At 70.8% G+C, this 23,208-nt stretch carries 18 protein-coding genes; 7 read left to right on the top strand and 11 right to left on the bottom strand.

The window, feature by feature from the left end; all coding sequences use genetic code 11:
- Positions 1-117 precede the first annotated feature (117 nt).
- Positions 118-1,317: an MFS transporter gene (locus DFJ66_RS30285; RefSeq protein WP_121226146.1), complete on the bottom strand. Its 1,200-nt coding sequence runs from the start codon at positions 1,315-1,317 to the stop codon at positions 118-120.
- Positions 1,317-2,876, bottom strand: coding sequence for a discoidin domain-containing protein (locus tag DFJ66_RS30280; RefSeq protein ID WP_121226144.1), 1,560 nt, complete (start codon positions 2,874-2,876; stop codon positions 1,317-1,319). Before DFJ66_RS30280 ends, DFJ66_RS30285 begins: the two co-directional genes overlap by 1 nt.
- Before the next feature lie 162 nt (positions 2,877-3,038).
- Here DFJ66_RS30280 and DFJ66_RS30275 point away from each other — a divergent pair, with 162 nt between their 5' ends.
- Positions 3,039-4,412, top strand: coding sequence for a neutral zinc metallopeptidase (locus DFJ66_RS30275; protein WP_121226142.1), 1,374 nt, complete (start codon positions 3,039-3,041; stop codon positions 4,410-4,412).
- A gap of 67 nt (positions 4,413-4,479) precedes the next feature.
- Complete coding sequence (locus DFJ66_RS30270; protein WP_121231957.1) at positions 4,480-5,919, top strand: neutral zinc metallopeptidase; 1,440 nt, start codon at positions 4,480-4,482, stop codon at positions 5,917-5,919.
- A 54-nt stretch (positions 5,920-5,973) separates the two neighbouring features.
- On the opposite strand, the gene DFJ66_RS30265 is transcribed toward DFJ66_RS30270, so the two are convergent.
- The 3 genes from DFJ66_RS30265 to DFJ66_RS30255 all read right to left on the bottom strand — a co-directional run bounded on the left by DFJ66_RS30265 (position 5,974) and on the right by DFJ66_RS30255 (position 8,193).
- Positions 5,974-6,939 (bottom strand): tetratricopeptide repeat protein, encoded by a 966-nt coding sequence (locus DFJ66_RS30265; protein WP_121226140.1) that lies wholly within the window; start codon positions 6,937-6,939, stop codon positions 5,974-5,976.
- A 67-nt stretch (positions 6,940-7,006) separates the two neighbouring features.
- The gene (locus tag DFJ66_RS30260) at positions 7,007-7,867 is read right to left on the bottom strand and encodes an SCO6745 family protein (protein ID WP_121226138.1); all 861 of its coding nucleotides are present in this window, start codon (positions 7,865-7,867) and stop codon (positions 7,007-7,009) included.
- Between the two features lie 26 nt (positions 7,868-7,893).
- Positions 7,894-8,193, bottom strand: a complete 300-nt coding sequence (locus tag DFJ66_RS30255) for an MTH1187 family thiamine-binding protein (protein WP_121226136.1) — start codon at positions 8,191-8,193, stop codon at positions 7,894-7,896.
- A gap of 44 nt (positions 8,194-8,237) precedes the next feature.
- On the opposite strand from DFJ66_RS30255, the gene DFJ66_RS30250 reads away from it, so the two are divergent.
- Both DFJ66_RS30250 and DFJ66_RS30245 read left to right on the top strand, forming a co-directional pair.
- Positions 8,238-8,741, top strand: coding sequence for a MarR family winged helix-turn-helix transcriptional regulator (locus DFJ66_RS30250; protein WP_121226134.1), 504 nt, complete (start codon positions 8,238-8,240; stop codon positions 8,739-8,741).
- Positions 8,742-9,497: 756 nt separating this feature from the next.
- Positions 9,498-10,538 (top strand): phosphotransferase, encoded by a 1,041-nt coding sequence (locus DFJ66_RS30245; protein WP_147459402.1) that lies wholly within the window; start codon positions 9,498-9,500, stop codon positions 10,536-10,538.
- Here the strand turns inward: DFJ66_RS30245 and DFJ66_RS30240 are convergent.
- The 4 genes from DFJ66_RS30240 to DFJ66_RS30225 all read right to left on the bottom strand — a co-directional run bounded on the left by DFJ66_RS30240 (position 10,520) and on the right by DFJ66_RS30225 (position 15,181).
- Positions 10,520-10,837 carry a DUF3817 domain-containing protein gene (locus tag DFJ66_RS30240; RefSeq protein ID WP_121231955.1) on the bottom strand — a complete coding sequence of 106 codons (318 nt, stop codon included), beginning with the start codon at positions 10,835-10,837 and terminating at the stop codon, positions 10,520-10,522. The genes DFJ66_RS30245 and DFJ66_RS30240 overlap by 19 nt on opposite strands.
- Before the next feature lie 62 nt (positions 10,838-10,899).
- Positions 10,900-11,943 carry an ABC transporter permease gene (locus DFJ66_RS30235; protein WP_121226130.1) on the bottom strand — a complete coding sequence of 348 codons (1,044 nt, stop codon included), beginning with the start codon at positions 11,941-11,943 and terminating at the stop codon, positions 10,900-10,902.
- Entirely contained in the window at positions 11,940-12,851 is a 912-nt protein-coding gene (locus DFJ66_RS30230) for an ABC transporter ATP-binding protein (protein ID WP_121226128.1), read from the bottom strand. The genes DFJ66_RS30235 and DFJ66_RS30230 overlap by 4 nt, the downstream gene beginning before the upstream one ends.
- A 110-nt stretch (positions 12,852-12,961) precedes the next feature.
- The gene (locus tag DFJ66_RS30225; protein ID WP_121226126.1) at positions 12,962-15,181 is read right to left on the bottom strand and encodes a GH92 family glycosyl hydrolase; all 2,220 of its coding nucleotides are present in this window, start codon (positions 15,179-15,181) and stop codon (positions 12,962-12,964) included.
- Positions 15,182-15,230: 49 nt separating this feature from the next.
- On the opposite strand from DFJ66_RS30225, the gene pdxR reads away from it, so the two are divergent.
- The gene (gene pdxR / locus DFJ66_RS30220; RefSeq protein WP_121226124.1) at positions 15,231-16,646 is read left to right on the top strand and encodes a MocR-like pyridoxine biosynthesis transcription factor PdxR; all 1,416 of its coding nucleotides are present in this window, start codon (positions 15,231-15,233) and stop codon (positions 16,644-16,646) included.
- Here pdxR and DFJ66_RS30215 read toward each other — a convergent pair.
- Positions 16,629-17,669 carry a monodechloroaminopyrrolnitrin synthase PrnB family protein gene (locus tag DFJ66_RS30215; RefSeq protein WP_170199743.1) on the bottom strand — a complete coding sequence of 347 codons (1,041 nt, stop codon included), beginning with the start codon at positions 17,667-17,669 and terminating at the stop codon, positions 16,629-16,631. The genes pdxR and DFJ66_RS30215 overlap by 18 nt on opposite strands.
- A gap of 70 nt (positions 17,670-17,739) precedes the next feature.
- Entirely contained in the window at positions 17,740-20,937 is a 3,198-nt protein-coding gene (locus tag DFJ66_RS30210; protein WP_397556346.1) for a GH92 family glycosyl hydrolase, read from the bottom strand.
- A 205-nt stretch (positions 20,938-21,142) separates the two neighbouring features.
- Here DFJ66_RS30210 and DFJ66_RS30205 point away from each other — a divergent pair, with 205 nt between their 5' ends.
- Both DFJ66_RS30205 and DFJ66_RS30200 read left to right on the top strand, forming a co-directional pair.
- Entirely contained in the window at positions 21,143-22,126 is a 984-nt protein-coding gene (locus DFJ66_RS30205; protein WP_121226118.1) for a LacI family DNA-binding transcriptional regulator, read from the top strand.
- The gene (locus DFJ66_RS30200; RefSeq protein ID WP_121226116.1) at positions 22,123-23,106 is read left to right on the top strand and encodes a class I mannose-6-phosphate isomerase; all 984 of its coding nucleotides are present in this window, start codon (positions 22,123-22,125) and stop codon (positions 23,104-23,106) included. The genes DFJ66_RS30205 and DFJ66_RS30200 overlap by 4 nt, the downstream gene beginning before the upstream one ends.
- Positions 23,107-23,208: the final 102 nt, after the last annotated feature.

Below are 23,208 nucleotides of genomic sequence, written 5' to 3'. Positions count from 1 at the left end.
ATCCCGGTAGCGCGGTCAGGCAGGCGGTTGTGCCGGATGCGGTCGAGTGGCGGGTGCAGGTGTGGGCCTCGGCTGGTCGGCTTCGGGTGTGGAGGACGTAGGCGACTGCGCAGGTGGTCAGGAGGAGGGCTGCGGCGAGAACGGACGCACCACGCAGGCGCCTGCCAGTACGAGTCCGAGAGCGGCCAGTGACGTCAGTACGGCTGTCGGCATTCCCCAGATCGTCCACAACGCTCCAAACAGGACAGAAGACACCAGTTTCGCCAGCGCTTGGCCGGTTTGCAGCACGGCCAAGCCGCTGGTTCGCAGCTCAGCCGGCAACAGAGGGCTTGCGGCGGCCATCAGGACGCCGTCGGTGGCCGCGTAGAACAGGCCGTGCAGGGCGAGTACCGCGAAGACGTTCACGTGCGGGGTGAGCAGGAAGGCGAAGGCTGCGGCCAGGGCGGCGTGGCCGGTCAGGTAGACGGGCCATCGGCCTACGCGGTCGGCTAGGCGGCCCAGGGGGATGGAGAGCATCAGGTAGGCGGCGGCCGTGCCCAAGGGCAGTAAGGGGAAGACCACGGCGTCCAGGTGCAGTTGTTGTTGGAGCATGAGGTAGAGGAAGCCGTCGCCTACGGCTACCGTGCCCAGGAGTGCGGCCCAGGTGGTCAGGCGTCGGAAAGGCTTGCGCCACAGGGTTTTCAGGGGTGGGCGCGTGGGGGTTGGGGTGCGGTTGTCGCGGACCAGGACGGCTAGGAGGAGCACGCCCAGGACGGCCACGCAGAAGCTGGTGACGAAGACGGCGTTGTAGTCGCCCAGGCTCGCCCACAGGACGAACATGGCGGCCAGCGGTCCCAGGAAAGCGCCGATGGTGTCCATGGCGCGGTGCACGCCGAAAGCCCGGCCGAGGTCGTTGGGGTTGCTGCTCAGGGAGATGAGGGCGTCCCTGGGGGCGGTGCGCAAGCCCTTGCCGGTGCGGTCCACGGCCAGGACGCCGCCCAGGGCGACGGGGGACGTGGCGATGAGGAAGCCCAGCTTGGCGAGAGCGGACAGGGTGTAGCCCGCCAGGGCGACTGCCTTGCGGCGTTGCCATCGGTCTGCTGTGTGGCCGCCCAGTAGGCGCACGACGGCCGTCACGCCCGAGTAGAGCCCGTCCAGCACGCCGAACTGGAACGGGCTCAACCCGAGGGCGACCACGAAGTACAGCGGGAGCACCGCGGTCACCATCTCCGCGGAGATGTCGGTGACCAGGCTGACGAGGCCGAGGGCCAGGACGTTCCCGGCCACCCGGCCCCGCCCGCCGGTGACCGCTCCCTCCCGTGCGGTCGCGATGTACATCAGTGGCAGGTGTAGGTCGGGGTGCTGTCGACCGGCTTGCCGTCCAGGCCCAGGAACTGCCAGGAGTAGGTGCTGTCGGTCAGGGTCAGCTTGAGCACGCCGTGCGTGGAGCGGGCGAACTCGGTGATGGTCGGGTTCGCGGAGACCTTGTAGAGCTGTGCGCCGCCGCCACCGCCGATGACCGAGCGGGTGCCGCTGGTGCTGGGTTTGCCGGCCGCGTCGAGGGGCTTGATCCGCTCGTAGTGGTGGTCGTGGCCGTTCAGGACCAGGTCCGCCTTGTTGGCCACCAAGGTGTTCCACAGGCCGGAGACGCTGGTGTTGTTGCCGTGCTCACCGGAGCTCCAGCGCGGGTGGTGGAAGTACGCGGCGACGCAGCCGCGGGTGTTGGCCGTCAGGTCGCGCTTGAGCCACTCCAACTGCGCCGAGCCGGACGCGCTGGACTGGTTGGAGTCCAGGGCGATGAAGTGCCAGTTGCCGTACTCCCACGAGTAGTACGTGGTGCCCTGCGGGGTGGCGATCGAGCCGAAGTAGCCCTTGTAGCCCGACATCGGCGGGTCGGCGTAGGTCTCGTGGTTGCCGGGCGAGGGCTTGGTCTTGGCCTTGAACCGGCCCCACGTGGTGTCGTAGTAGTTCTGGAAGTCCGACAGGTGGGCGTCGTCGTACTGGTTGTCGCCCATGGTGATCACCGCGACCGGGTTCGCCTGCTCGACGAGCCGGGCGGTCTTGGGGTGGACGCACTTCGGGTCGCTCGCGGTGCACCGCTCGGCGATGTCGCCGGCCGCCGCGACCACGAACGACCCGGTGCCCGCGCCGGTGGTGGCCCGGACCTGGTTGCTGGGTGCGGAGGTGTTGCCGGCGGCGTCGCGGGCGCGGACGGTGTAGTCGTAGCCGGTGGACGGAGCCAGGCCGCTGTCGGTGTAGGCCGTGGTCGTGGTGGTGCCGACGACGACGCCACCCCTCAGGACGTCGTACGCGGCGACGCCCACGTTGTCCGTGGCCGCCGTCCACGCCAGGGACGCGCTGCTCGCGGTGGTGCCGGTGACCTGGAGGCCGGTCGGGGCGGTGGGCGGGGTGGTGTCGCTGCTGCCGCGGACGCCGAACACCTCCAGCTCCCAGATCGAGTAGCCCCACTCGGTGGCCCGCTGGGTCCCGAGGACGCGCAGGTAGCGGCCGGTGGCGTTGAGGCCGCTGTGGGTGTCGGTGTCGCCGTCGCCGGTGGTCCGGCCGCTGATGTCGGTCCACGCACTCCCGTCGGAGGAGATCTGGACCTTGTACTGGCTCGCGTACGCGTCCTCCCAGTGCACCAGGACCTGGTGCACCTCGGCCGCGCCGCCGAGGTCGACGGCGAGCCACTGCGGGTCGAGGCCGGGCGCGCTGGCCCAGCGGGTGTCGCGGCGGCCGTCGACGGCGAACTGCCCGGCCAGGGTCGGGTCCTCGATCGAGGACGTGGTGGTCGGCCTGCCCTGCGAGAGCAGGACGTCGGCGGGTGCGCTGGCTGCGGTCAGCGGTATGGCGACCAGCAGCGCTGCCGCTGCGGCGAAGGGTGCGACTCGGCGCACGGGTTCTCCTCACGGTCCGTGGCGGCGGTCCGAAAGGCGGCCTAATCGTAAACAATCTTTACGATTGAGGAGGTTAACGCCCGCTGAACGAGGGTGTCAACGGTGCGACCGGGAAGTGCCGTAACCAACCCCTTAGGGGTGGAGAGCCTGCACAATGGTCCAATGCGGCTCGCGTCGGCTCGGCTGGTCCTCCTCCTGGCGGTGGCCCTGGTGGCTTCCGGGTGCACCCAACTGGTCGACGGGCGGCCCGTCGCCGGCCAGGTCGTGACCAAGGACGGCGTGGACCCGAGCTTCATCCGCGGCACCGACGGCGGCCCCATCGACCGGCTCGCCGCGACCGCGATCACCGACGTGGACAAGTTCTGGCAGGAGACCTTCCCGGCCGCGTTCGGCAAGCCGTGGGAGCCCGTGGACGGCGGCATCTACTCCGTGGACACCTCCGACCCGGCCGCCAAGCCGCCGCCGTGCACCGAGAAGGCCAGTGACGTCGAGGGCAACGCCTTCTACTGCCCCAGCGCCGACGCCATCGCCTGGGACCGCGCGGCGCTGCTGCCCGTGCTCAAGGACCGGTTCGGCGACGCGGCCGTGGTGATCGTGCTGGCCCACGAGATGGGGCACGCGGTGCAGCGGCGCATGGGCATCACGCCCGAGGCCGAGCGGCGCGACCCGGACAAGTACCCGACCATCCTCACCGAGGCGATGGCCGACTGCTTCGCGGGCGCGTTCATCAAGTGGGTCAACGACGGCAAGTCCGAGCACCTGGACATCGGCACGGACACCCTGGACTCGGCGCTGGGCGCGCTGATCACGTTCAAGGACCCGGTCGGCACGTCCCCCGACGACCGCTCCGCGCACGGCAACGCGTTCGACCGCGTGTCGGCCTTCCAGGACGGCTACCTCAAGGACGCGAAGTTCTGCGGCGCGATGACCGTGCAGAACCGGCCGTTCACCCAGCAGTCGTTCCGCAGCGTGGACGACCGGGACCGGGGCGGCAACCTGCCGTTCGACGAGATGCTGGAGTCCATCGCGCCGGACCTGAACAACTACTACAAGGCGCTGGTGGCGACCAAGGGCGCGACCTGGACCGAGCCGAAGGCCACGACGGTCCGCGAGGAGCCGACGTGCTCCGGCGACCAGGGCCCGGTGGCGTTCTGCCCCAAGGACAAGGCGATCGAGGTGGACGTCGCCGAGGACCTGCCCGAGCTGCACGCCAAGATCGGCGACTACGCCACCGGCGTGCTGCTGGCCAGCCGCTACGGCCTCGCGGCCCGGCAGGCGGCGGGTCTGAAGACCGACGGCGAGGAGGCCGCGGAGGGCGCGTTGTGCCTGGCCGGCGCCTACACGCGCGAGGTCTTCACCCGCGAGCAGGGCTTCGGCCTGTCCCCCGGCGACCTCGACGAGGCCGTGCAGGTCCTGCTGGCCTACGACTACGCGGCCCGCGACGCGTCCGGGCGCAACGCCGTCGATCCCGGGTTCAAGCGGGTGGACCTCTTCCGCAACGGCGTCTTCACCGGCGTCAAAGCCTGCGGTTTCTAGAACGCCGCCGGGGGGCGTTAAGTAGGGTTCCCCCCGAAGCGCAGGCGGCAGGGGATGGGACGTGGGCATGGCTCGACGGTCGATCGGCATCGCGGCGCTGGTCGCGGTCACGGCGTTGACCAGCGCGTGCACGCAGGTCGTGGACGGCGTGGCCAAGGCGGTGAAGCCGGACGTCACCAAGGTCGCGGGCCTTCCCATCACCACCGGCGAGAGCGGCCCCAAACCCGGCGTGCCCGACGCGGACCTGCGCGTGGAGAACGCCGACGGCGGCGAGATGGACCGGCTGGCGGTGAACACGCTGGCCGACGTCGAGGAGTACTGGGCGCAGCAGCTGCCCGAGAACTTCGACGGCAAGAAGTTCGAGCCGGTCAAGCGCCTGGTGTCCTACGACTCGACCGGCGCGGGCGTGGAGATCTGCCGCACCAACACCGCCGGTGTCGCCAACGCCTTCTACTGCTCGCTGGACGACAGCATCGCCTGGGACCGCGGTGACCTGCTGCCCATGCTGGACGACGCGTTCGGCCCGATGGCGGTGGTCACCGTGCTCGCGCACGAGATGGGCCACGCCGTGCAGTACAAGCTGGGCGCGCAGGGCGGCGTCACCCAGGCCACCCCGTCGATCATCAAGGAGCAGCAGGCCGACTGCTACGCGGGCAACTTCTTCCGCTGGGTCGCGGAGGGCAAGTCCAAGCACTTCCGCATCTCCACCGGTCCGGGCCTGAACCAGATCCTGGCGACCATGTTCTTCATCCGCGACGCGGCCGGCACGTCCGCCGACAAGCAGGGTGCCCACGGCAGCGCGTTCGACCGGGTGGCGGCCTTCCAGTTCGGCTTCGCCGGCGACCCGAAGCGCTGCGCGCAGATCGACGAGCAGGAGATCAAGGACCGGATCACCCAGCAGAAGTTCGACTCGCAGGACAAGGACTCCGGCCAGGGCAAGGGCAACCTGAAGGTCGACAAGGCCGAGTACCTGGAGCTGCTGCGCAAGAGCCTCGACGAGGCCTTCAGCCAGAGCGGCGCCACCCCGCCCGAGTTCAAGCAGGACAACGTCTCCTGCACCAACGCCAAGGTGACCTCGCCCGCGACCTACTGCCCGGCCACCAACACGATCGGCATCGACCTGCCGGACCTGGTCAAGATCGGCACCCCGCCCAAGCGCGGCCAGAAGGGCGGCATCGGCGACTTCGCGGCCTTCGCCGAGATCGCCTCCCGCTACGCCCTGTCCATCCAGAAGGCCACCGGCTACCCGCTGGAAGGCCCGGCGGCCGGCCTGCGCACGGCGTGCCTGACGGGTGCCTGGGCCGGCACCACCACGGACCCGAAGGCCAAGCTGCGGCTGTCGTCGGGCGACCTGGACGAGGCGGTGGCCGAACTGCTGGCCGACAAGAGCCTCATCGCGGCCGACGTGAACGGCACCGTCGTCCCGTCCGGGTTCGCCCGCGTGGAGGCCTTCCGCGACGGCTTCTTCGACGGCGGCGGCCTCTGCACCCGCAAGTACTCGGAGTGACCGCCGCTGGAGCCTGAAGGGGCGCCACGCCGGAGCGCGGCGCCCCTCGAGTCGTCAGTACAGCGCGCTGGCCAGGTTGCGGCGGGCCTTGGCGACCCGCTCGTCGTCCGGCGGGAACAGCTCGAACAGGCCCACGAGGTGCTCGCGGACCTTGTCGCGGTCCTCGCCGAACACCCGCCGGACCGTGTCCACCAGCCGCTTGAACGCCTGCTCGACGTCCTGGGTGGCCAGTTCGACGTCGGCGGCGGCCAGCTGGGCGTCCAGGTCGTCGGGGTTCGCGTCGGCCTTGGCCACGGCGTCCGGGCTCAGCCCCTCGGCGCGCGCGGTGAAGCGGACCTGGGCGAGCGCGGCCTTGGCCTCGGCGTTGCCGGGCTCGACGGCCAGGATCGCCTCGTAGGCGGCCTCGGCCGCCGCGAAGTCGCCGCGTTCGAAGGCGTCCTCGGCGGCGGTGAACCGCTCGTCCTCGGGCTCCTCCACCGGCTCGCCGGTTCGGGCGGCTTCGGCGGCGCGGATGCCGGGCAGCCGGTCGCGCAGCGCGTCGAGCAGCCGGTCGATCCACTGGGCGAAGTCGGCTTCGGGCAGCGGCCCTTCGAAGGCGCCCACCGGCTGGCCCGCGGCCACGGCGACCACGGTCGGCACCGACTGCACGCCGAACGCCTGGCCGATGCGGGGGCTGGCGTCGAGGTCGACCCGGGCGAGCAGCCACGCGCCGCCACCGGCGCGGGCGGCCTTCTCCAGCACCGGCGACAGCTGACCCGCCTCCGGGCTCCAGGACGCGGTCAGCTCGACCACGACCGGGATCTCCAGCGAGCGCTCCACGACCGACTGGAAGGTCGCTTCGGTGACGTCGAGCACCCACGGGCTGGGTCCCCCGGCGGCCCCGCCCCCACCGGCGGCGGGCGGCGGCGCGGCGGCGCGCTGGCGGGCGGCGTCGGCCCGTGCCTTCAGCGCCCCGAGGTCGACCGCCCCGGAGAGCGCGGCGGACAGTGCTGCGGACTTGCGAGGGTCTGGCCTTGTCACGCTCCCATCCTGGCACGGCTGCGGGCGGTGGCGGCGGCAGCCCGCCCGGACTCGCCCGCGATGGTGATCACCCGGCGATCTGGGCGACGGGGTCGATGGCCATCGGGTTGGTCCGCATGGCGTCGTTCCGCCGCCCCAACGCCAGTGCCGGCGGCGTCATCAACTCCAGGAACCGCTCGGTGCCGGCCGTGCCCAACGCGCGCCAGGGCGCCTCGGCGGCGGCATCGGTCCGCCGCTCGACGTCCTCGCGCAGGGCCCGCCCGGCCGGCGTCAGCCCGCCGTCCCGCGGCTCGCCGTCGAACAGCCCCCGCTCGGTCAGCGACCGCTCCGCCGCCGCCCACTCCTCGTCGGACCACCCCCGCGCCTTCCGCAGGTAGGAGGCCTCCAGCCCCTTGTCCGCGCCGAACAGCACCAACGTCTCGCACGGCGTCAGGTCGGCCGCCACCAGCGCCGCCACGTGCCCGTCGCCCCGCGACTCGCGCAGGGTCGTGCACGCCTGCCACAACGCCAGGTGCGGCTCGTCCGGCACCGGCAACGCCGCGTTGGCGGCCCCCATCACCCGCCCGGCCAACGGCACCGCGGACGCCGCCCGCAACGCCAGCTCGGCCGCTTCCCCCAGGTCCAGGGTCGGCAGCATCCGGCGCAACGCCCCGTCGACCCCCTCCAGCCGCGCCGCCAGGAACCGCTCCGGCGACGCCACCTCCCACGCGTCGGGCAGCGCACGGGCCACCATCCGCGGGTGGAAGCTGTAGAAGGCGGCGGTCACGGTCTCCGGCGCGGCGGCGCCCAGCGGTGCCGCGCGCATGCCGAAGTACCCCATCCACCCGCCCTTGCAGCCCAGTGCGTCGGTCACCGCGCGGGACTCGGGCGTGAAGTACGTGACGTCGTGGTAGGTCTCGAACCGCAGCCACAGCTCGCGAGCGTCCATGGTCGCCAAATTAGTAGGACATCCGACTATTCGGAAGAGAGGTGTTGTTCGACCCGCTCCACCTTGGCCGTCAGCTGCCCGGTGTACCCGGGCCGGATGTCCGCCTTGAGCACGAGGCTGACCCGGGGCGCGGTGGCCTGGACGACCTCGGTCGCCTTCTTCACCACCGCCATCACCTCGTCCCACTCGCCTTCCACCAGCGTGAACATGGCGTTGGTCTCGTTGGGCAGCCCGGACTCCCGGACCACCCGCACGGCCTCGGCGACGGCCGCCGCCACGCTGTCGGACTCCCCGCCGAGCGGGCTGACGCTGAACGCGACGAGCACAGTTCCCTCCTCCTGGTCGGGTACCCACTGGTAGCTTCGGCGGCATGTCGTCCCAACCGCTGCCGTTCGACCCCATCGCGCGCGCCGCCGAGCTGTGGGAGAAGCGGATCGGACCGTCGACGGCGATGGCGGCGGTCACGAGCGTCATGCGAGTACAGCAGATCATCCAGTCCTCGGTGGACTCCGCCCTCAAGCCGCACGGCCTGACCTTCGCCCGGTTCGAAGCCCTGGTCCTGCTGACCTTCTCGCGCACCGGCAGCCTGCCCATGCGAGTCATGGGCGAACGCCTCCAACTGCACCCCACCAGCGTCACCAACATCGTGGACCGCCTGGAAGCCGACGGCCTGGTCCGCCGAAACCCCCACCCCACCGACCGCCGCACCACCCTGGTGGAGATCACCGAGGCCGGCCACGCCCGCCGCGAGGCGGCGACGGAGGCAGTCACCGAGGTCGAGTTCGGCCTGCGGGGCCTGACCGACCGGCAGACCGAACAGTTGACCGACCTGCTGGCAAAGGTCCGCCGCGCAGTCGGCGACTTCGAGGACTAGCCGCCGCGCGCCCTTCAACGAAGCCCCAGCGGGCAGTCCCCGGCGTTGCCGAGTGGCAGTCCGCCTTGCCGAGTGGCAGTCCGCCGGAGGACACAACTCAACTTGGGCTTCTTGCTTTTGTCATCTCCGTATGGCCTGCCCGAAGGGCTACCGCATTTTCCAGGGGTTGCAGCCGAAAGTTTTGCGAGGAACGAGCAAAAGTTTTAGCGGCAACCCCTGGAAAATGTGGTAGGCTCCGCCAGGCCATACGGAGATGGCAAAAGCAAGAAGCCCCCGCCGTTGCAGTTGAGTCATCTTTGGTGGCCTGCCCGCCGGCGAGGCGCTTTTCGCTTTTAAGAGCTTTGAACTGAACGCTTCGCTCTCAAGCCGAACGCGCTTCGCGCTCTCAAGATCAAAAGACAAAAGCGGCGCTCGCCGCGCGGCAGGCCGCCAGCGGGGGGTGAAGGGCGTCGGTTCCCCCGCCGCATGGCCTGGCGGAGCCAACCACACTTTCGGCCGGGTGCCGCTAAATTTTTTGCTCGTCCCTCACAAAAAATTCGGCTGCACCCGACCGAAAGCGTGGTAGCCCTTCGGGCAGGCCATACGGCGGGGGAACCGAGGCCCTCCACCTGTGGTTGAGACCACCACACAAAGCGCGCTGCGCGCGCCCAAAAAACGGAAAGCCGCGCAGCACGGCTTGGCGAGGGCCTGTGCGAGGGCGACTTCGAGGACTAATCCGCTCGACCCCGACCCGTCCCCTGAGTCACGCTGTCGCCCGTGCGAACCGTGATCGCCTTGGTGACCGCAAGTGGCCGGCACGTGCACACCGTGCCGGAGTTCACCGTGGACAGCCCGTGGTGGAACGACGTCGAGCCGGTGACCGCCCACCTGGACCGGGTGCTGGGCGTCCCGACGCACGTCCTGCGCCTGGTCACCGCCACCGGCACCGGGATGCGCGGCGGGACCGTGACCTACGAGGTCGAGGCGGCCGGCTCGTCCACTGTGGACACTATAGCCGCCGTGGACGCTGTGGCAGCTGCGCCCGGAGACGCGCTGCGCCTGCCCTGGGCACGGCCCGGCGGTCCGTCCGCGCTGGTCGAGTGGGCCGAGGGGCACGTGGTGTGCGTCGGACCGGCCGTTCAGGTCAAGACGTGGAACCTGTCGTGCCTGTTCCGCCTGCGCACGAAGGCGGGGACGGTGTGGGCCAAGGAGGTGCCGTCGTTCCTGGCGCCCGAGGGGCCGGTGTTGGAACTGGTGCGGTCGGTGGACCCGTCCCTCGCGCCTACCGTGATGGCCTCGGAAGGACGCCGCATCCTGCTGGAGGACGCGCCCGGCACCGACTGCTGGTCACCGTCACCCGCGATCGTCCAGGACATCGTCCCCCGGTGGGTGGGCATGCAGAACGCCCTCGCCGGCCCGGCCCGGCTGCGTCGGCGCGGGGTGGAGGTGCCGTCGTTCGGTCTGCCCGACACCCTGCTGCACGGCGACTTCCACCCGGGCAACTGGCGGTCCAGCGGTGTCGTGCTGGACTGGGGTGAGGCGCACTGGGGTCACCCGGCGCTGGACGCGGCGAAGCTGGTCGACTTCGTGGACCCGTCCGTGGCCGCGCTGGTCGAGGAGGTGTGGTGCCGGTCCTGGCTGGCCCACCACCCCGACAGCGACCCGTCAGCCGCCCTCCGCCACGCCCGCCCGGCCATGCACCTCCTGGCGGCACGCGTCTACCAGGAGTTCCTCGACAACATCGAGGAGAGCGAACGCATCTACCACCGGGGCGACCCGGAGGAGCAGCTGGCGCTGGCTCAGTCGTTCACGCTCTGAACGTCCTCGGTGAGCTTCCCGTTCTTCGCCGCCCACCGCTCGAAGACGACGGTGCCGAACGGCGGGATGCTCGCGACGAGCGCCCAGATGGTGGTGGCGCGGTTCCAGCGGTGGGCGAGCATCAGGGTGACGAGCACGTAGCCGACGAAGATCACCCCGTGGATCGGCCCGAAGACCTTCACGCCGATCTCGTTGCCGACGACCACGTACTTGAAGAACATGCCGATCAGCAGACCGGCCCACGACACGGCCTCGGCGAGCGCGAAGAGGCGGAAACGGCCTACGGGGCTGCTAAGCATGTCACCCATTGTGGTGAGTGATCCCCGTCACCTGTCCGTTGGGTCCGTTTCCGCCGCCCGGCTCAGTCCTCCCAGCGGAACACGCGGGCCGCGATGAAGCCGACCACCAGCGTGAACCCGATCAGCACCGCCGAAGGCACCAGCAGCGCCCCGACACCCTTGCCCCGCACCAGCACGTCCAGCATCCCGTCGTTCATGTGCCGCAACGGGAACACGTTGGACACCACCTGCAGCCACCCCGGTGCCTTCTCCAGCGGGAAGAACGTGCCCGACAGGAACGCCATGGGCATGATGACGATGTTCGCCGCCCCGCTCGCCGCCTCCTCCGTCTTGCAGAACGCCCCGACGAGCATCCCGACCGCGAAGAACGCCGTCGTCCCCAGCACCAGCAACGGCAGCGCCAGCCACCACGACCCGGTCAGCTTCAGCCCGAACGGCGGGGTCAAGGCGACCGCCACGAACACGATCCCCTGCGCGAGCGCCGTCCCGATGCTCACCAGGATCCGCGACGACAGCACCACCGTCGGGCCGACCGGTGCCAGCCGGATGCGCCGCAGCACCTGCTTCTTGCGCCACGACACCAGGGTCAGCGCCGCTCCGAACACACCGGAGATCGACACCGCCCACGACAGGATGCCCGGCGTCAGGTACTGGATCGGCTTGAGCGAAGCGTCCTCGACCGGCTGAGCGACGAAGGAAAACGCCGGCGCCACACCGGTGGCCGCCAGGTTCACCTTGTCCACCGTGCCCGACACGATGCCCAGCACGGTCTGCGCCCGGGTCTGGTCGCTGGCCGCGAACGTCAGCTCGACCCGGCCCCCGCGGGCGACGATGACGGCCGGCAGGTCGCCGTCGTCCACCTTGCGCCGGGCGGTGTCGAAGTCGTCGTACTTCTCGATCTCCAGCGCGCCCGACTCGGACAGGGCGGTGACCACCGGGCCGTCGCCGACGACCGCGACCTTGGTCTTGTCCCCGTCGGAGTCCCGGAACAGCAGGCCGAACACGACCAGGAACATCAGCGGGAACACGAAGACGAAGAACAGGGTCATCCGGTCGCGCAGGAAGCCCTTCACCATCGCGGTGGACAGGCTCATGAACGCGGTCATGCCCGGTACTCCCGTCCGGTCAGGTGGAGGAACACGTCCTCCAGGGTCGCCGTGCGGACCTGCAAGCCGTCGAGCGTGCCGCGCTCGGCCAGTGCGGACAGCACGGGTGCGGGGCGGCGGGTCGCGATGGTCAGCGACACCTCGTCCTCCTGCACCTGGTCGACACCGGTGATGGCGCGGGCGTCGTCGGCGTTCAGGGCACCCCGCTGGAGGACGACGTGCGTGGGCGCGTCGAGGCCGCGGACCAGGGTCGCGGGGGCGTCCATGGCGAGGATGCGGCCCTTGTCCATGATCGCGACCCGGTCGCAGAGGATCTCGGCTTCGTCCAGGTAGTGCGTGGTGTAGACGATGGTCTTGCCGCGCTGCTGGATCGCGCGCAGCACGTCCCACAGGTTGCGCCGCGCCTGCGGGTCGAGCGCGGCCGTGGGCTCGTCCAGGAAGACGATGTCCGGGTCGTGCACGAGCGCGCACGCGATGGACAGCCGCTGCCGCTGGCCGCCGGACAGCTTGTTCTCCTGCACGTCCGCCTTGTCGGTGAGCCCGACCAGCTCCAGCATCTCGGCCGCGCGCTTGGCCGGCACGCCGTAGAGCGAGCCGAAGGTCTCCAACTGCTCCTTGGCGGTGAGCTTCTCGAAGAAGCTGGACGCCTGGAGCTGCACCCCGATCCGGGGCAGCAGCGCGGGGTTGCGCGGCCACGGGTCCTCGTCGAGCAGGCGCACGCTGCCGGAGTCGGCCTTGCGCAGCCCTTCCACGATCTCCAGCGTGGTCGTCTTGCCGGCCCCGTTCGGGCCGAGGATGCCGAAGAACTCGCCCTCGGCGACCGTGAACGACACCCCGTCCACCGCTTGGAGGTCACCGTACTTCTTGCGGATGTCGCTGACCACGACCGCCGCTCTCTCCCCAGTCATGCGGGGAACCGTAAGGCCGGCGAACGGCTCCCACGGCGGTTTCCGACCCGGTCACCACCAAAGTAGATCCGTCCGCAATGCTTTCGTATGACGGCGCTCGCGCTGCGCGGTCAGCCGCCCGCGCACGGTGACGGCGGCGGCGTTCCCCAGGTGGCTTCGGCGGGGTCGTCGGTGAGTTCGACGTCCAGGACGACGCCGCCGACGAGCTTCTCGTGGTCCACCCACACTTCGTCTTGTGGCGAACCGTTCACCGACAACCCCTTGATGTACTGGAGCTTGGCCGGGGTGGCGTCCGGCGCGTTGATCGTGATGGCACGGCCGTCGGCGAGGTGGGTGGTCGACTTGGGGTAGCGCGGGGCGTGCAGGAGGAACTGGCCGGTGCCGGGCATCGCCGGGTAGAGGCCCAGGGCGCTGAAGAGGTACCAGGCGGACATGGTGCCGAGGTCGTCGTTGCCGGTGACCCCGTTGGGTGCGTTGACGAACAGGTGCTGGGCGGCGCGGTTGACCGCCGAGGTCTTCCACGGTTGGCCGATGAGCACGTACATCCACGGCGTGTGCAGGTCGGGTTCGTTGTTCGGGTTGTAGCGGAACTGGTTGTAGTAGTTGTACGGGCCGACGACCCACTTCTCGCGGACGGTCCGCGCCGGGTCGGCCACCAGGTCGGCGTAGGCGAAGAAGTCGTCCAGCCGGGCCGCGGCTTTTTCCTTGCCGCCCAACAACTCCACCAGCCCGGGGACGTCCTGCTGGACCAGCCACTGGTACTGCCACGCGGTGCCCTCGTGGAACCCGTCCTGTCCCTGCGGCGTGAACTCCGCCAGCCACCGGCCGTCCGCGGTCTTGGGGCGGGGGAACCCGGTGAGGCCGCGATCGGTGACCGTTCCGTCCCACAGCGTCCGGTAGTTCCGCCCCCGCCGGCGAAGTTCGGCCGCGTCCTCGACATGACCCAACGCCTCCGCCATGATCGACAGGGAGGCGTCGGCCAGCGCGTACTCGAAAGTCGCGGACGCGCCGTGGTGCGGGTCGACGTCCTGGCCCTTCTTGCGGTGGTGCGGGTCGTACTGCACGAACCCGTTGGCCAGGTAGGACTTCACCCCGGCACGCCCTTCGAACGGCGAGGCGGCGGGCGGCAACTGCGTGGCGTTCTGCAGCAACGCGCGGTAGGCCTGCTCCTCCAACCCTTCCAGCGCGCCGAACCGCCACAGGTCCACCAGGAACGGCGTGACCGGGTCGCCGGTCATCGTGTTCGTCTCCTGGTTCGCGTAGGCCCACCGGGGCAGCCAGCCCCCTTGCTCGTGCACCGCGAGCAGCGACCGGGCGATGTCACGGGCCCGGTCGGGTCGCAGCAAGGCCAGGAGCTGGTTGTGGGCGCGGTAGGTGTCCCACAGGGAGAAGTACTCGTAGTACGTCCAGCCTTCGGCCGTGTGGACCCGATCGTCGAACCCGCGGTACCGGCCGTCGATGTCGTTGCCCGTCAACGGTTGCAGCAACACGTGGTAGAGCGCCGTGTAGAAGACTGTCTCGTCGTCGGCGGACGCGGTCTCGACCTCCACCGACGACAGCTCGGCCCGCCAAGCGTCCTGGGCAGCCTTCCGCAGCTCGTCGAACGACTTCCCGCGCGCCTCGACCAGGTTCCGAGCCGCACCCTCCGCGTCCACGTGGGACAACGCGGTCGCCACCGTGACCGGTCCGTCCGCGAACGTCACCCACTGCCCGCGCAACCCGGCACCGCCCGAGGCACCACCCCAGTTGCCGGTCTTGACGAACGGGCGGTCGAACGTGGTCCTGAAGTACGTCGTGTACGGCTTGCCACCGCAGAACGCCTGCGACGTCACCGAACCCGCCAGCGTCCGGTCGTCCACGACCTCGATCGAGCTGGCGAACACCGGTTCCTTGTCGTTGGCCTGCCCCACGTTGACCAGCACGTGCGGCGTGACCCCGGCGGGGAAGGCGAACCGCTCGACGCCGGTCCGCAGGGTCGCGGTGCTCTCCACCGTGATCCCGCCCTCCAACCGGACCCGGTAGTACCCGGCTTCGCCGATCTCGCCGTCGTGGCTGTACCGAGCCCCATAGCGGCGGTGGTCGAACACGCGGGGCAACCCGGTCGCCGGCAGCACCGACACCAGCCCGCCCTGCTCCCAGCACCCGGCCCCGGACAGGAAGAAGTGCCCGAACCCCCGGATGACGGGGTCGTCGTACCGGTACCCGGCGTAGTGCGACCCGATGGGGCTCGACTGCGCCATGCCGAACGGCACGGCCGCGCCGGGAAACGTGTTCCCGTCGTCCTTGGTCCCGATGAACGTGTTGACGGCCCGCACGACATCCCTGGTCACACCCCCACCCTAGGGTGCTGGTGGCGTACCTGGGCCTACCCTCGGCACGGTGTCACCCGGTTCCGACTTCCTCCTCCTCGACCCCGCCGACGCGCCCGCCCGGGGGCTCGCGGACTGGTTGGCGGGGCGGTTGCGGGTGGCGATCGCCGAGGGTCGGTTGCCGGTGGGTGGCCGGTTGCCCGCGACCCGCACGTTGGCCGCCGACCTGGGCGTCTCGCGCGGGGTGGTGACCGAGGCGTACCGGCGGCTCGCCGAGGACGGGCACGTCACCGGCCGCGGGCGGGCGGGGACGGTGGTCACCGCGGTGCCGGCACGACCGGTCGCCCCCGCCGTTCCCAGCGCGCCGCCCGTCTTCCCGACCGTGCCGGGCGCGGACGTGTTCGACGTGGTGCGCGAAGCCCCCGCGCGGATCGACCTCTCCCCCGGCGTGCCCGACCTGACCGCCTTCCCCCGCGCCGCCTGGCTGCGCGCCGAACGGTCCGTGCTGGCCCGCCTCTCCTCCGCCGAGTTCGGCTACGGCGACCCGCGCGGCACCCCCGCCCTGCGCGCCGCCGTCACGCGGTGGCTCGCCCGGACCCGGGGAATCGTGGCCGACCCGGACGAAGTGGTCATCGTGACCGGTGTGGCGCAAGCGCTTGCCCTCCTGGCCGAGACACTCCTCGACGCCGGGACCGACGAGCTCGCGGTGGAAGACCCCGGCTCGCTCGGCGTCCGCCAGCACCTCAACCACCACGGCTTGGCCACCCCGCCCGTCCCCGTGGACGACCAGGGCCTTGTCGTCTCCGAGCTGCACACCCGAGCCGTCCTCGTGACACCCGCCCACCAGTTCCCCACCGGAGTCGTGCTCACCCCGGACCGCCGCCGGGAGCTGGACCGCTGGGGCGGGCTGGTGGTCGAGGACGACTACGACGCCGAGCACCGCTACGACCGCCCACCGGTCCCCGCGCTGAAGGCCGCGCTGCCCGACCGCGTCTGCTACGCGGGCAGCGTGTCGAAGCTGCTGGCTCCGGCCCTGCGCACGGGCTGGCTGCTGGTGCCGGCCCGGCACCGGGAGGCGGTCGTGGCCGCCAAGCGGTTCGCCGACCTCGGCAGCACCGCCCTGCCGCAGCTCGTGCTGGCCGAGCTGATGGACTCCGGCGAGCTGGAAAAACACCTGCGCCTGTTGCGCCGCCGTCACGTCCGCCGCCGGGACGCGATGACCCGGGCCATCGCCGACCACCTGCCGGGCGCACGCGTGCACGGCGTGGCGGCAGGGCTCTACCTGACGGTCACGTTCCCCGACGACGTCCCGGACACCGACCTCGCCGCCGCCGCGCTGGACCTCGGCGTCAAGGCCCAACCCCTGTCCTGGCACGCGCAACGCCCCACCCGGCCCGGACTGGTCCTCGGTTACGCGGCCAACCCGGGCTCCGTCCTCACCGAGGGCATCGCCACGATCGCGCAAGCCCTACACCAGCTCCGCTAGCCGCCGCAGCTCCTCGTGCGCTCCGAACGCCCCCGCGCGCGCCCGACCGGTCCGCAGGTCCACCAGGTGCCCCAGCTCCGCCACGACCACGCTCAACGGCGGCCCGCTGGCCGTGACGTCCTGCTCGTCCCCCGCCTGAGCCTCCAGGAACGGCTTCACCAAACGCCCGTGGTGCAAGGCGTAGGCCGCGCCATGCGCCCGACACACCTCCAGGAACAGCCCAGCGTGCCGAGGTTCCTCGAGGACTTGCGGCAACAACGGCTCCGCGACCACCGCCCGCTTGAGCCGGTCCTGGTGGTCCGGTGGCACGAAAGGCATCTTCTCCGCCACGACCCGCTGGTAGAACGGGTCGTCCGCCCGGCACAACCCGAGCAGCAGGTCGATCTCGTTCACCGCCGCGAAGTCCCCGGCGTTGACCCCCCGGTACACCTGCGAACCCACCCGGTGGGGCCGGAAGTAGGGCCGAATGCCCAGGTAGAACCGCCGCGGGTGCACGGTGTCCGCCAACGTCCGGTTGGCGGCCAGCACCTCCTCCAACGCCCGCCGGGCCTCCCGCAACAACCCCTCCACCACGGGACCGCCGACGCCCATCGTCGCGACCAGCCGCAACGCGTGCGCCGCCCGCTCGTACGCGACCACCGCCACCCCGTTCTGCCGCACGAACACCTGCTCGTCCGGCAGCGAGGTGAACGTCCGGAACCCGTGCAGGCTCTGGTGCGCGAACACGTACCGCGGCGCGACACCGAGGGACGTGCCCAGGCGGGTCGCCAACGCCCACGCCGGGGCCAGCACCTCCTCGTCCTCCACCTGGTGCCGCGCGCACGCCGCCAGGTACATCCCCACCGACCCGAGCAGCCGGTACGGGTCGCCGTCGAACCCGGGCAGCCGCTTGGCCCCCTCGTGCAGGAGCTCCTCCTGCCCCAGACCGGGCACGTGTTCCTGCCCGGCCGCGAAGTAGGCCTCCTCGAACACCGTGTTGAGCCGTACGAACCCCTCGTCCAGCCACCGCTCGAACTCCGTCATGACCGCCATGCTGCGCGGCGGCCACGACGGGGTTCCAGGTCCATTCCGAGCGTGGCGAACAGGTCCAAACTCAGGCGAGCCCGATCGCGAACACATGGAACGTGCCGCCGGTGACCGACGCGGGCAGGGTCACCGACCGGATCGGCTTGGCCTCCACCGTTATCGGCGCGGTGGCGAACACGAACACCTTGAGCTGCTGCGCCTCACCGCTGGTGTTGTTGCGGTACGGCGTGGTCGCGACGATCCGGTTGTCGAACGACGGTGGCGTGGACGGGTTGCCGCCCAGTGCCCAGTCGGAGAACCCGACGTCGGCCGTCTGGGTGGTGCCGTCCGCGTAGGTGATGGTCAGCCGTCCCGACGACCGGCCGCCCGCGCCGCTGCCCAGCAGGCCCAGCTTGGTGCCGGTGCCGTCGACCGTCACGGTCTGGCCGGTGGCGTTGACGTTGTCCGGCTCGCCGACCGGCGAGGTCGGCCACGTGTAGGTGATCCCGTCCGACTGGACGGCCGCGCCCGGCGACAACCCCTGTTCCGCCAACGCCTTGCGCGAGTAGCTCCAGCCGCCGCCGTCGAAGTTGCCGATGGCCTGGTCGTCGTCGGGTGAGGTGCCGATGTTGTTGAACGCCGCCCGCAGGCTGCCCGGATCGGCGACCAGCACCGAGATGGTGCTGCGCTGGCCGTTGCCGAACAGGACCGGCACGCGGTGGGTCTGTTCGGGGGCGTTGGCGGCCACCTCGACGGTCACGGTCTGCCCGGCCTTGTCCCCCGGCGGCACGGTGACCTCGCCACTGGCCGGCGTGAGCGTGATCCCGGCCGGCGGCTGGGCGGTCCAGGTCACCTTGCCGCCGCGTCCCGAGAAGTCCTGCGCGCCGATGGTCACCGTGCCGCTGCCACCGGCGGGCAGCACCAGGCGGCCGGGCTCGACGTAGGACTGCTGGGCGATCTCACCGTCCCGGAACGACGGCGGCGCGTCGGTGGGCGCGGTGCCCCACGACGTCGGGGTGGCCGACAGCCCGAACTCCAGCGTGCCGCCGTTGGCCACGAACGACTCCGGCAGCCACGTCCGGGTCTGCGCACGGCCGTCGAGCGCCAGGCTCGACACGTGCTTGCCCTCGCCGGACGCCTTGATGACGATCGGCTTGCCGCCGGGCCGGGTGATGGTGACCTGGGGGAACAGCGGACTGTTGACGACCAGTTCCGCGCGGCCGGGTATCACCGGGTACAGGCCCAGCGCCGCCCACACGTACCACGACGACATCTGGCCGAGGTCGTCGTTGCCCATCAACCCGTCCGGGCCGGGGCCGAACAGCTCGTCCACCGCCTTGCGCACCACCGCTTGCGTCTTGTCGGGCGCGCCGGCCCAGTTGTAGAGCCAGAGGGTGTGCATGATCGGCTCGTTGCCGAGGAACGCGTGCGGCTCGTGCGGTCCGGCGTTGAGCTTGCTGAAGAAGAAGTCCAGCCGCTCGCGGACCTTGGCGTCGCCGCCCATCGCGGTGAACAGGCCGCGCGCGTTGTAGGGGACCATCCACGTGTACTGGGCGGCGTTGCCCTCGACCCACGTGTCCGGGTTGCCCGGCGCGAACGGTTCCACGAACGAGCCGTCCCGGTTGCGGGCTTGGAGGTAGCCGGTGCCCGGGTTGTAGAGGTTCTGCCAGTACTGGGCGCGTTTCGTGAACGCCTGCCAGGTGGCGCCGTCGCCGAGGCGGCGGGCCAGTTCGGCGATGGCGAAGTCGGCGCTGGTGTACTCCAGGGTCGTGGCGGGCGGTCCCCAGACGTTGCGCGCGCCGACCGGGACGTAACCCAGGTCCAGGTACTCGGTCAGACCGGGGCGTTCCTCGTAGCCCTGCGTGGGTTGTGTTGCGCCGCGCAGCATCAGCAGGAGCGCCTTGGACGCGTCGAAGTCCTTGGCGCCGAAGGCGTACGCGCTGGACACCATCACGTGGTAGGGATCGCCGACCATGACGCCGGTGTAGCCGTTGGCCACGGTCCAGCGGTCCCAACTGCCGCCCTGTTCGGCGAACAGCATCATCGAGCGGACCATGTCCGACGATTCTTTGGGTGCCAGCAAGGAGAGCAGTTGCATCTCCGAGCGGTAGACGTCCCAGCCGGAGAAGTTCGTGTAGACGGCGTGGCCGCGCTCGGCGGTGTGGATGCGGCCGTCGAAGCCCGGGTAGCGGCCGTCCGCGTCGGAGAACACGTTGGGCTGCAACAAGGAGTGGTAGAGCGCGGTGTAGAACGTGGTGCGCTGCGCGTCCGTGCCGCCGGTGACCTGGACCTGGCCCAGCCGGTCGTTCCAGGCCTTGCGGGCGGCTGCGTGGACGGCGTCGAAGGACTTGCCGACGTTCTCCGCGCGCAGGTTCCGCTTGGCGCCGTCGATCGAGACGAACGACAGGCCGACGCGCATGGTCACGTCCGGGTCGTCGAAGGTCACGTACGCGCCGGAGCCCGGTCCGGACACCGTGGTGTCCTGCGCCGCGAGCGTGCGTTTCTGCTCGACGGTCTTCGGCGCGTCACCGGTGTCACGGACGCCCGAGCCGCCGCGCTCGGCGGTCTTCCCCGGTGTCACGGCACCGTTCTTCCACGTGCCGAAAGAGGCGAAGGGCTGGTCGAACTGGGCGTGGAAGTAGACGCGGTAGCGGTGGTCCGCGCCGCAGAACCGTCCGCTGGTGGCCCAGCCGCTGATCGTGTTCGTGCCGATGGTGACCTCGGCGTCGTCGGTGCCCGCGATCGAGCCGGACGTGTTGACCAGCAACGTCGAGGCCGCCCCGCCGGGGTAGGTCAGGCGGGCGACGCCGGTGCGCTGGGTGACGGTCAACTCGACCTCGGTTCCGCTGTCGAGGGTCACGCCGTAGTACCCGGGGGTGGCGGACTCGTTGGCGTGCGAGAACGTCGACACGTACCGGGCGGGGTCGGTGGCCGGTGACGTCGTGACCTCGCCGACGAACGGCATGACCGGGATGTCCTGGTAGGTCGAGCAACCCGCGCCGGACAGGTGCGTCAGGCTGAACCCCTTGATCCGGTTGTCCGGGTAGTGGTAGCCGCCGTGCTGGCGGGTGACGGTGTCCGGGCTCCACTGCACCATCCCGAACGGCACGTCCGCGCCCGGGAAGTTGTTCCCCGCGCCACCGCCCGTGCCGTGGTCCGGACCACCCGGCTGGGTGCCGACGAACGGGTTCACCCACTGCGCGGGATCGTCCGACTGTGCCTGGGCGGCCACCGGATGGACCACCGCGAGTACTACGGCCGCCACCGCGACCAGTGCCGTCTTCACGAGACCTCCTCGGTTGACAACGCTGTCCAGGGCATCCAGTAGTCGGATCATTGCGGAGCGTGTCACGGTCGCGTCAAGGCTGCTCGGCGCGGTTGTCTCGTTCAAGACAGATCGGATCATTGACATCGGCCGGGCACGGGTGTGTGATTCGCGCACTATGACAACGTTGTCCGCAGCCGCCGGGCGCAAGGTGCGCCGCGCCACCATGAACGACGTGGCGCGGCTGGCCGGCGTCAGCATCAAGACCGTCTCCCGCGTGGTCAACGACGAGGCCGGCGTGCACCCGGCCACCGCCGAGCGGGTGCTCGCGGCGATCGACCAACTGGGCTTCCGGCGCAACCTGAGCGCGCGCAACCTGCGCCGCGGGTCGTCCACCGGCACGGTCGGGCTGGTGCTGGAGGACGTGGGCAACCCGTTCTACTCCGGGGTCACCCGGGCGGTCGAGGAGGTCTCGCGGCTGCGCGGGCGGCAGGTCATCACCGGCTCGTCGGACGAAGACCCGGTGCGGGAGCGCGAACTGGCGCTGGAGTTCTGCTCGCGCCGGGTGGACGGGCTGCTGATCGTGCCCGCCGGGTTGCAGCACGGGTACCTGGTGCCGGAGATGCGCGCGGGGACGCCCGTGGTGTTCCTGGACCGGCCGGCGGGTGACGTCGTGGCCGACACCGTGCTGGTGGACAACGTCGGCGGCACCACCGAGGCCGTGCTGCACCTGGCGTCCTTCGGGCACCGTCGGATCGCTTTCCTGGGTGACGCGCCGGACATCTTCACCGCCAACGAACGCCTGCGCGGCTACCGCGAGGGATGCCTCCAGGCGGGTATCGGGTTCCACGAGTCGCTGGTGGTCATGGGACCGCACGACGAGGTCTCGGTGCGCAAGGCGTTGCACGGCTTGACTTCGGGTGCCGACCCGGCCACCGCCGTGGTCACCGGCAACAACCGGATCACCGTCCACGCACTGCGGGCACTGGCCGGCTCCTCGCACCGGCCGGCCCTGGTGGGCTTCGACGACTTCGAACTCGCGGACCTGCTCTCGCCGCCGGTGAGCGTGATCGCGCACGACGCGAGCGCACTGGGCAAGGCGGCGGCCGACCTGCTCTACGCGCGCTTGGACGGCGACGGGTCACCACCCCGTCGCGTGGTGCTGCCGGTGCGGCTGGTGGCGCGAGGATCAGGGGAGGTGCGGGTGTGACACGACCTGTCGAGCTGCCGGCCAACCAACCCCGGCAGTTCTACCGGGGCGGCGCGGCGATCGCGGCACTGCGCGGCGAACCGTCAGCGGACTACGGCCCCGAGGACTGGGTGGCGTCCACGACCACCTTGTTCGGCCGCGATCCCGACGGCCTGACCCGGTTGCCCGACGGGCGTTGGTTGCGCGACGCCGTGCGGGCCGACCCCCTGTCGTGGCTGGGTCCGGCACACGTGGCTTCGTTCGGAGCGGACACCGCGCTGTTGGTCAAGCTGCTGGACGCGGGTCAACGGTTGCCGGTGCACTGCCACCCGTCCAACGCCTTCGCCCTGCGGCACCTGGACTGCCGGCACGGGAAGACCGAGGCGTGGATCGTGGTCGGCACGTCCGGGCCTGACCCCTTGGTGTACATCGGTTTCCGCGGCGACGTGCCCGCTGCTCTTGTCGATGCGTGGGTGTCCACCCAGGACTCCGCAGCGATGCTGGGCGCACTCAACCCGGTCGCGGTGAAGCCCGGTGACACGGTGTTCGTCCCCGCCGGCGTGCCGCACGCGATCGGCGAGGGCGTGTTCATCGTCGAACTCCAGCAGCCGACGGACTTCTCGGTGACGCTGGAGTGGCGCGGTTTCCTCTCCGAGCCCGAGGCCTGGCACCTGGGGTTGGGTCAGGAGACCGCGCTGGAGTGCGTGGAGCGGTCCGCGCAGCGCGTTTCCGACCTGGTGCTCCGCACGGGCACGTCTTCTTCGGCGAACCTGCTGGGCACGCAGGCGGACCCGTTCTTCCGTGCGGACCGACTGCACGTGTCCGGCACGGCGGTGCTGGAGGAGTCTTTCGCCGTGCTCGTAGTCCTGGAAGGCGAGGGCACCCTCGACGACTTGCCGCTCCGACGCGGCAGCACCGTAGTCATCCCCCACGCCGCCGGCACCTGCACCCTGTCCGGCGACTTGGTCACCGTGCGATGCCGACCACCGTTGCCAACCTGATCACAGTGCCCCACCAGCCACGCTCACCATCCTGACCCCCGCGCGACTCCACCACACCCGCCACCCCCACCCACCGCACCTACCAACCTCACCCGCGCACCA

Source organism: Saccharothrix variisporea (assembly GCF_003634995.1).
GTDB lineage: Bacteria > Actinomycetota > Actinomycetes > Mycobacteriales > Pseudonocardiaceae > Actinosynnema > Actinosynnema variisporeum.
Note: the sequence above shows the minus strand (reverse complement) of the source record. Positions and strands in the feature narration are given on the sequence as shown.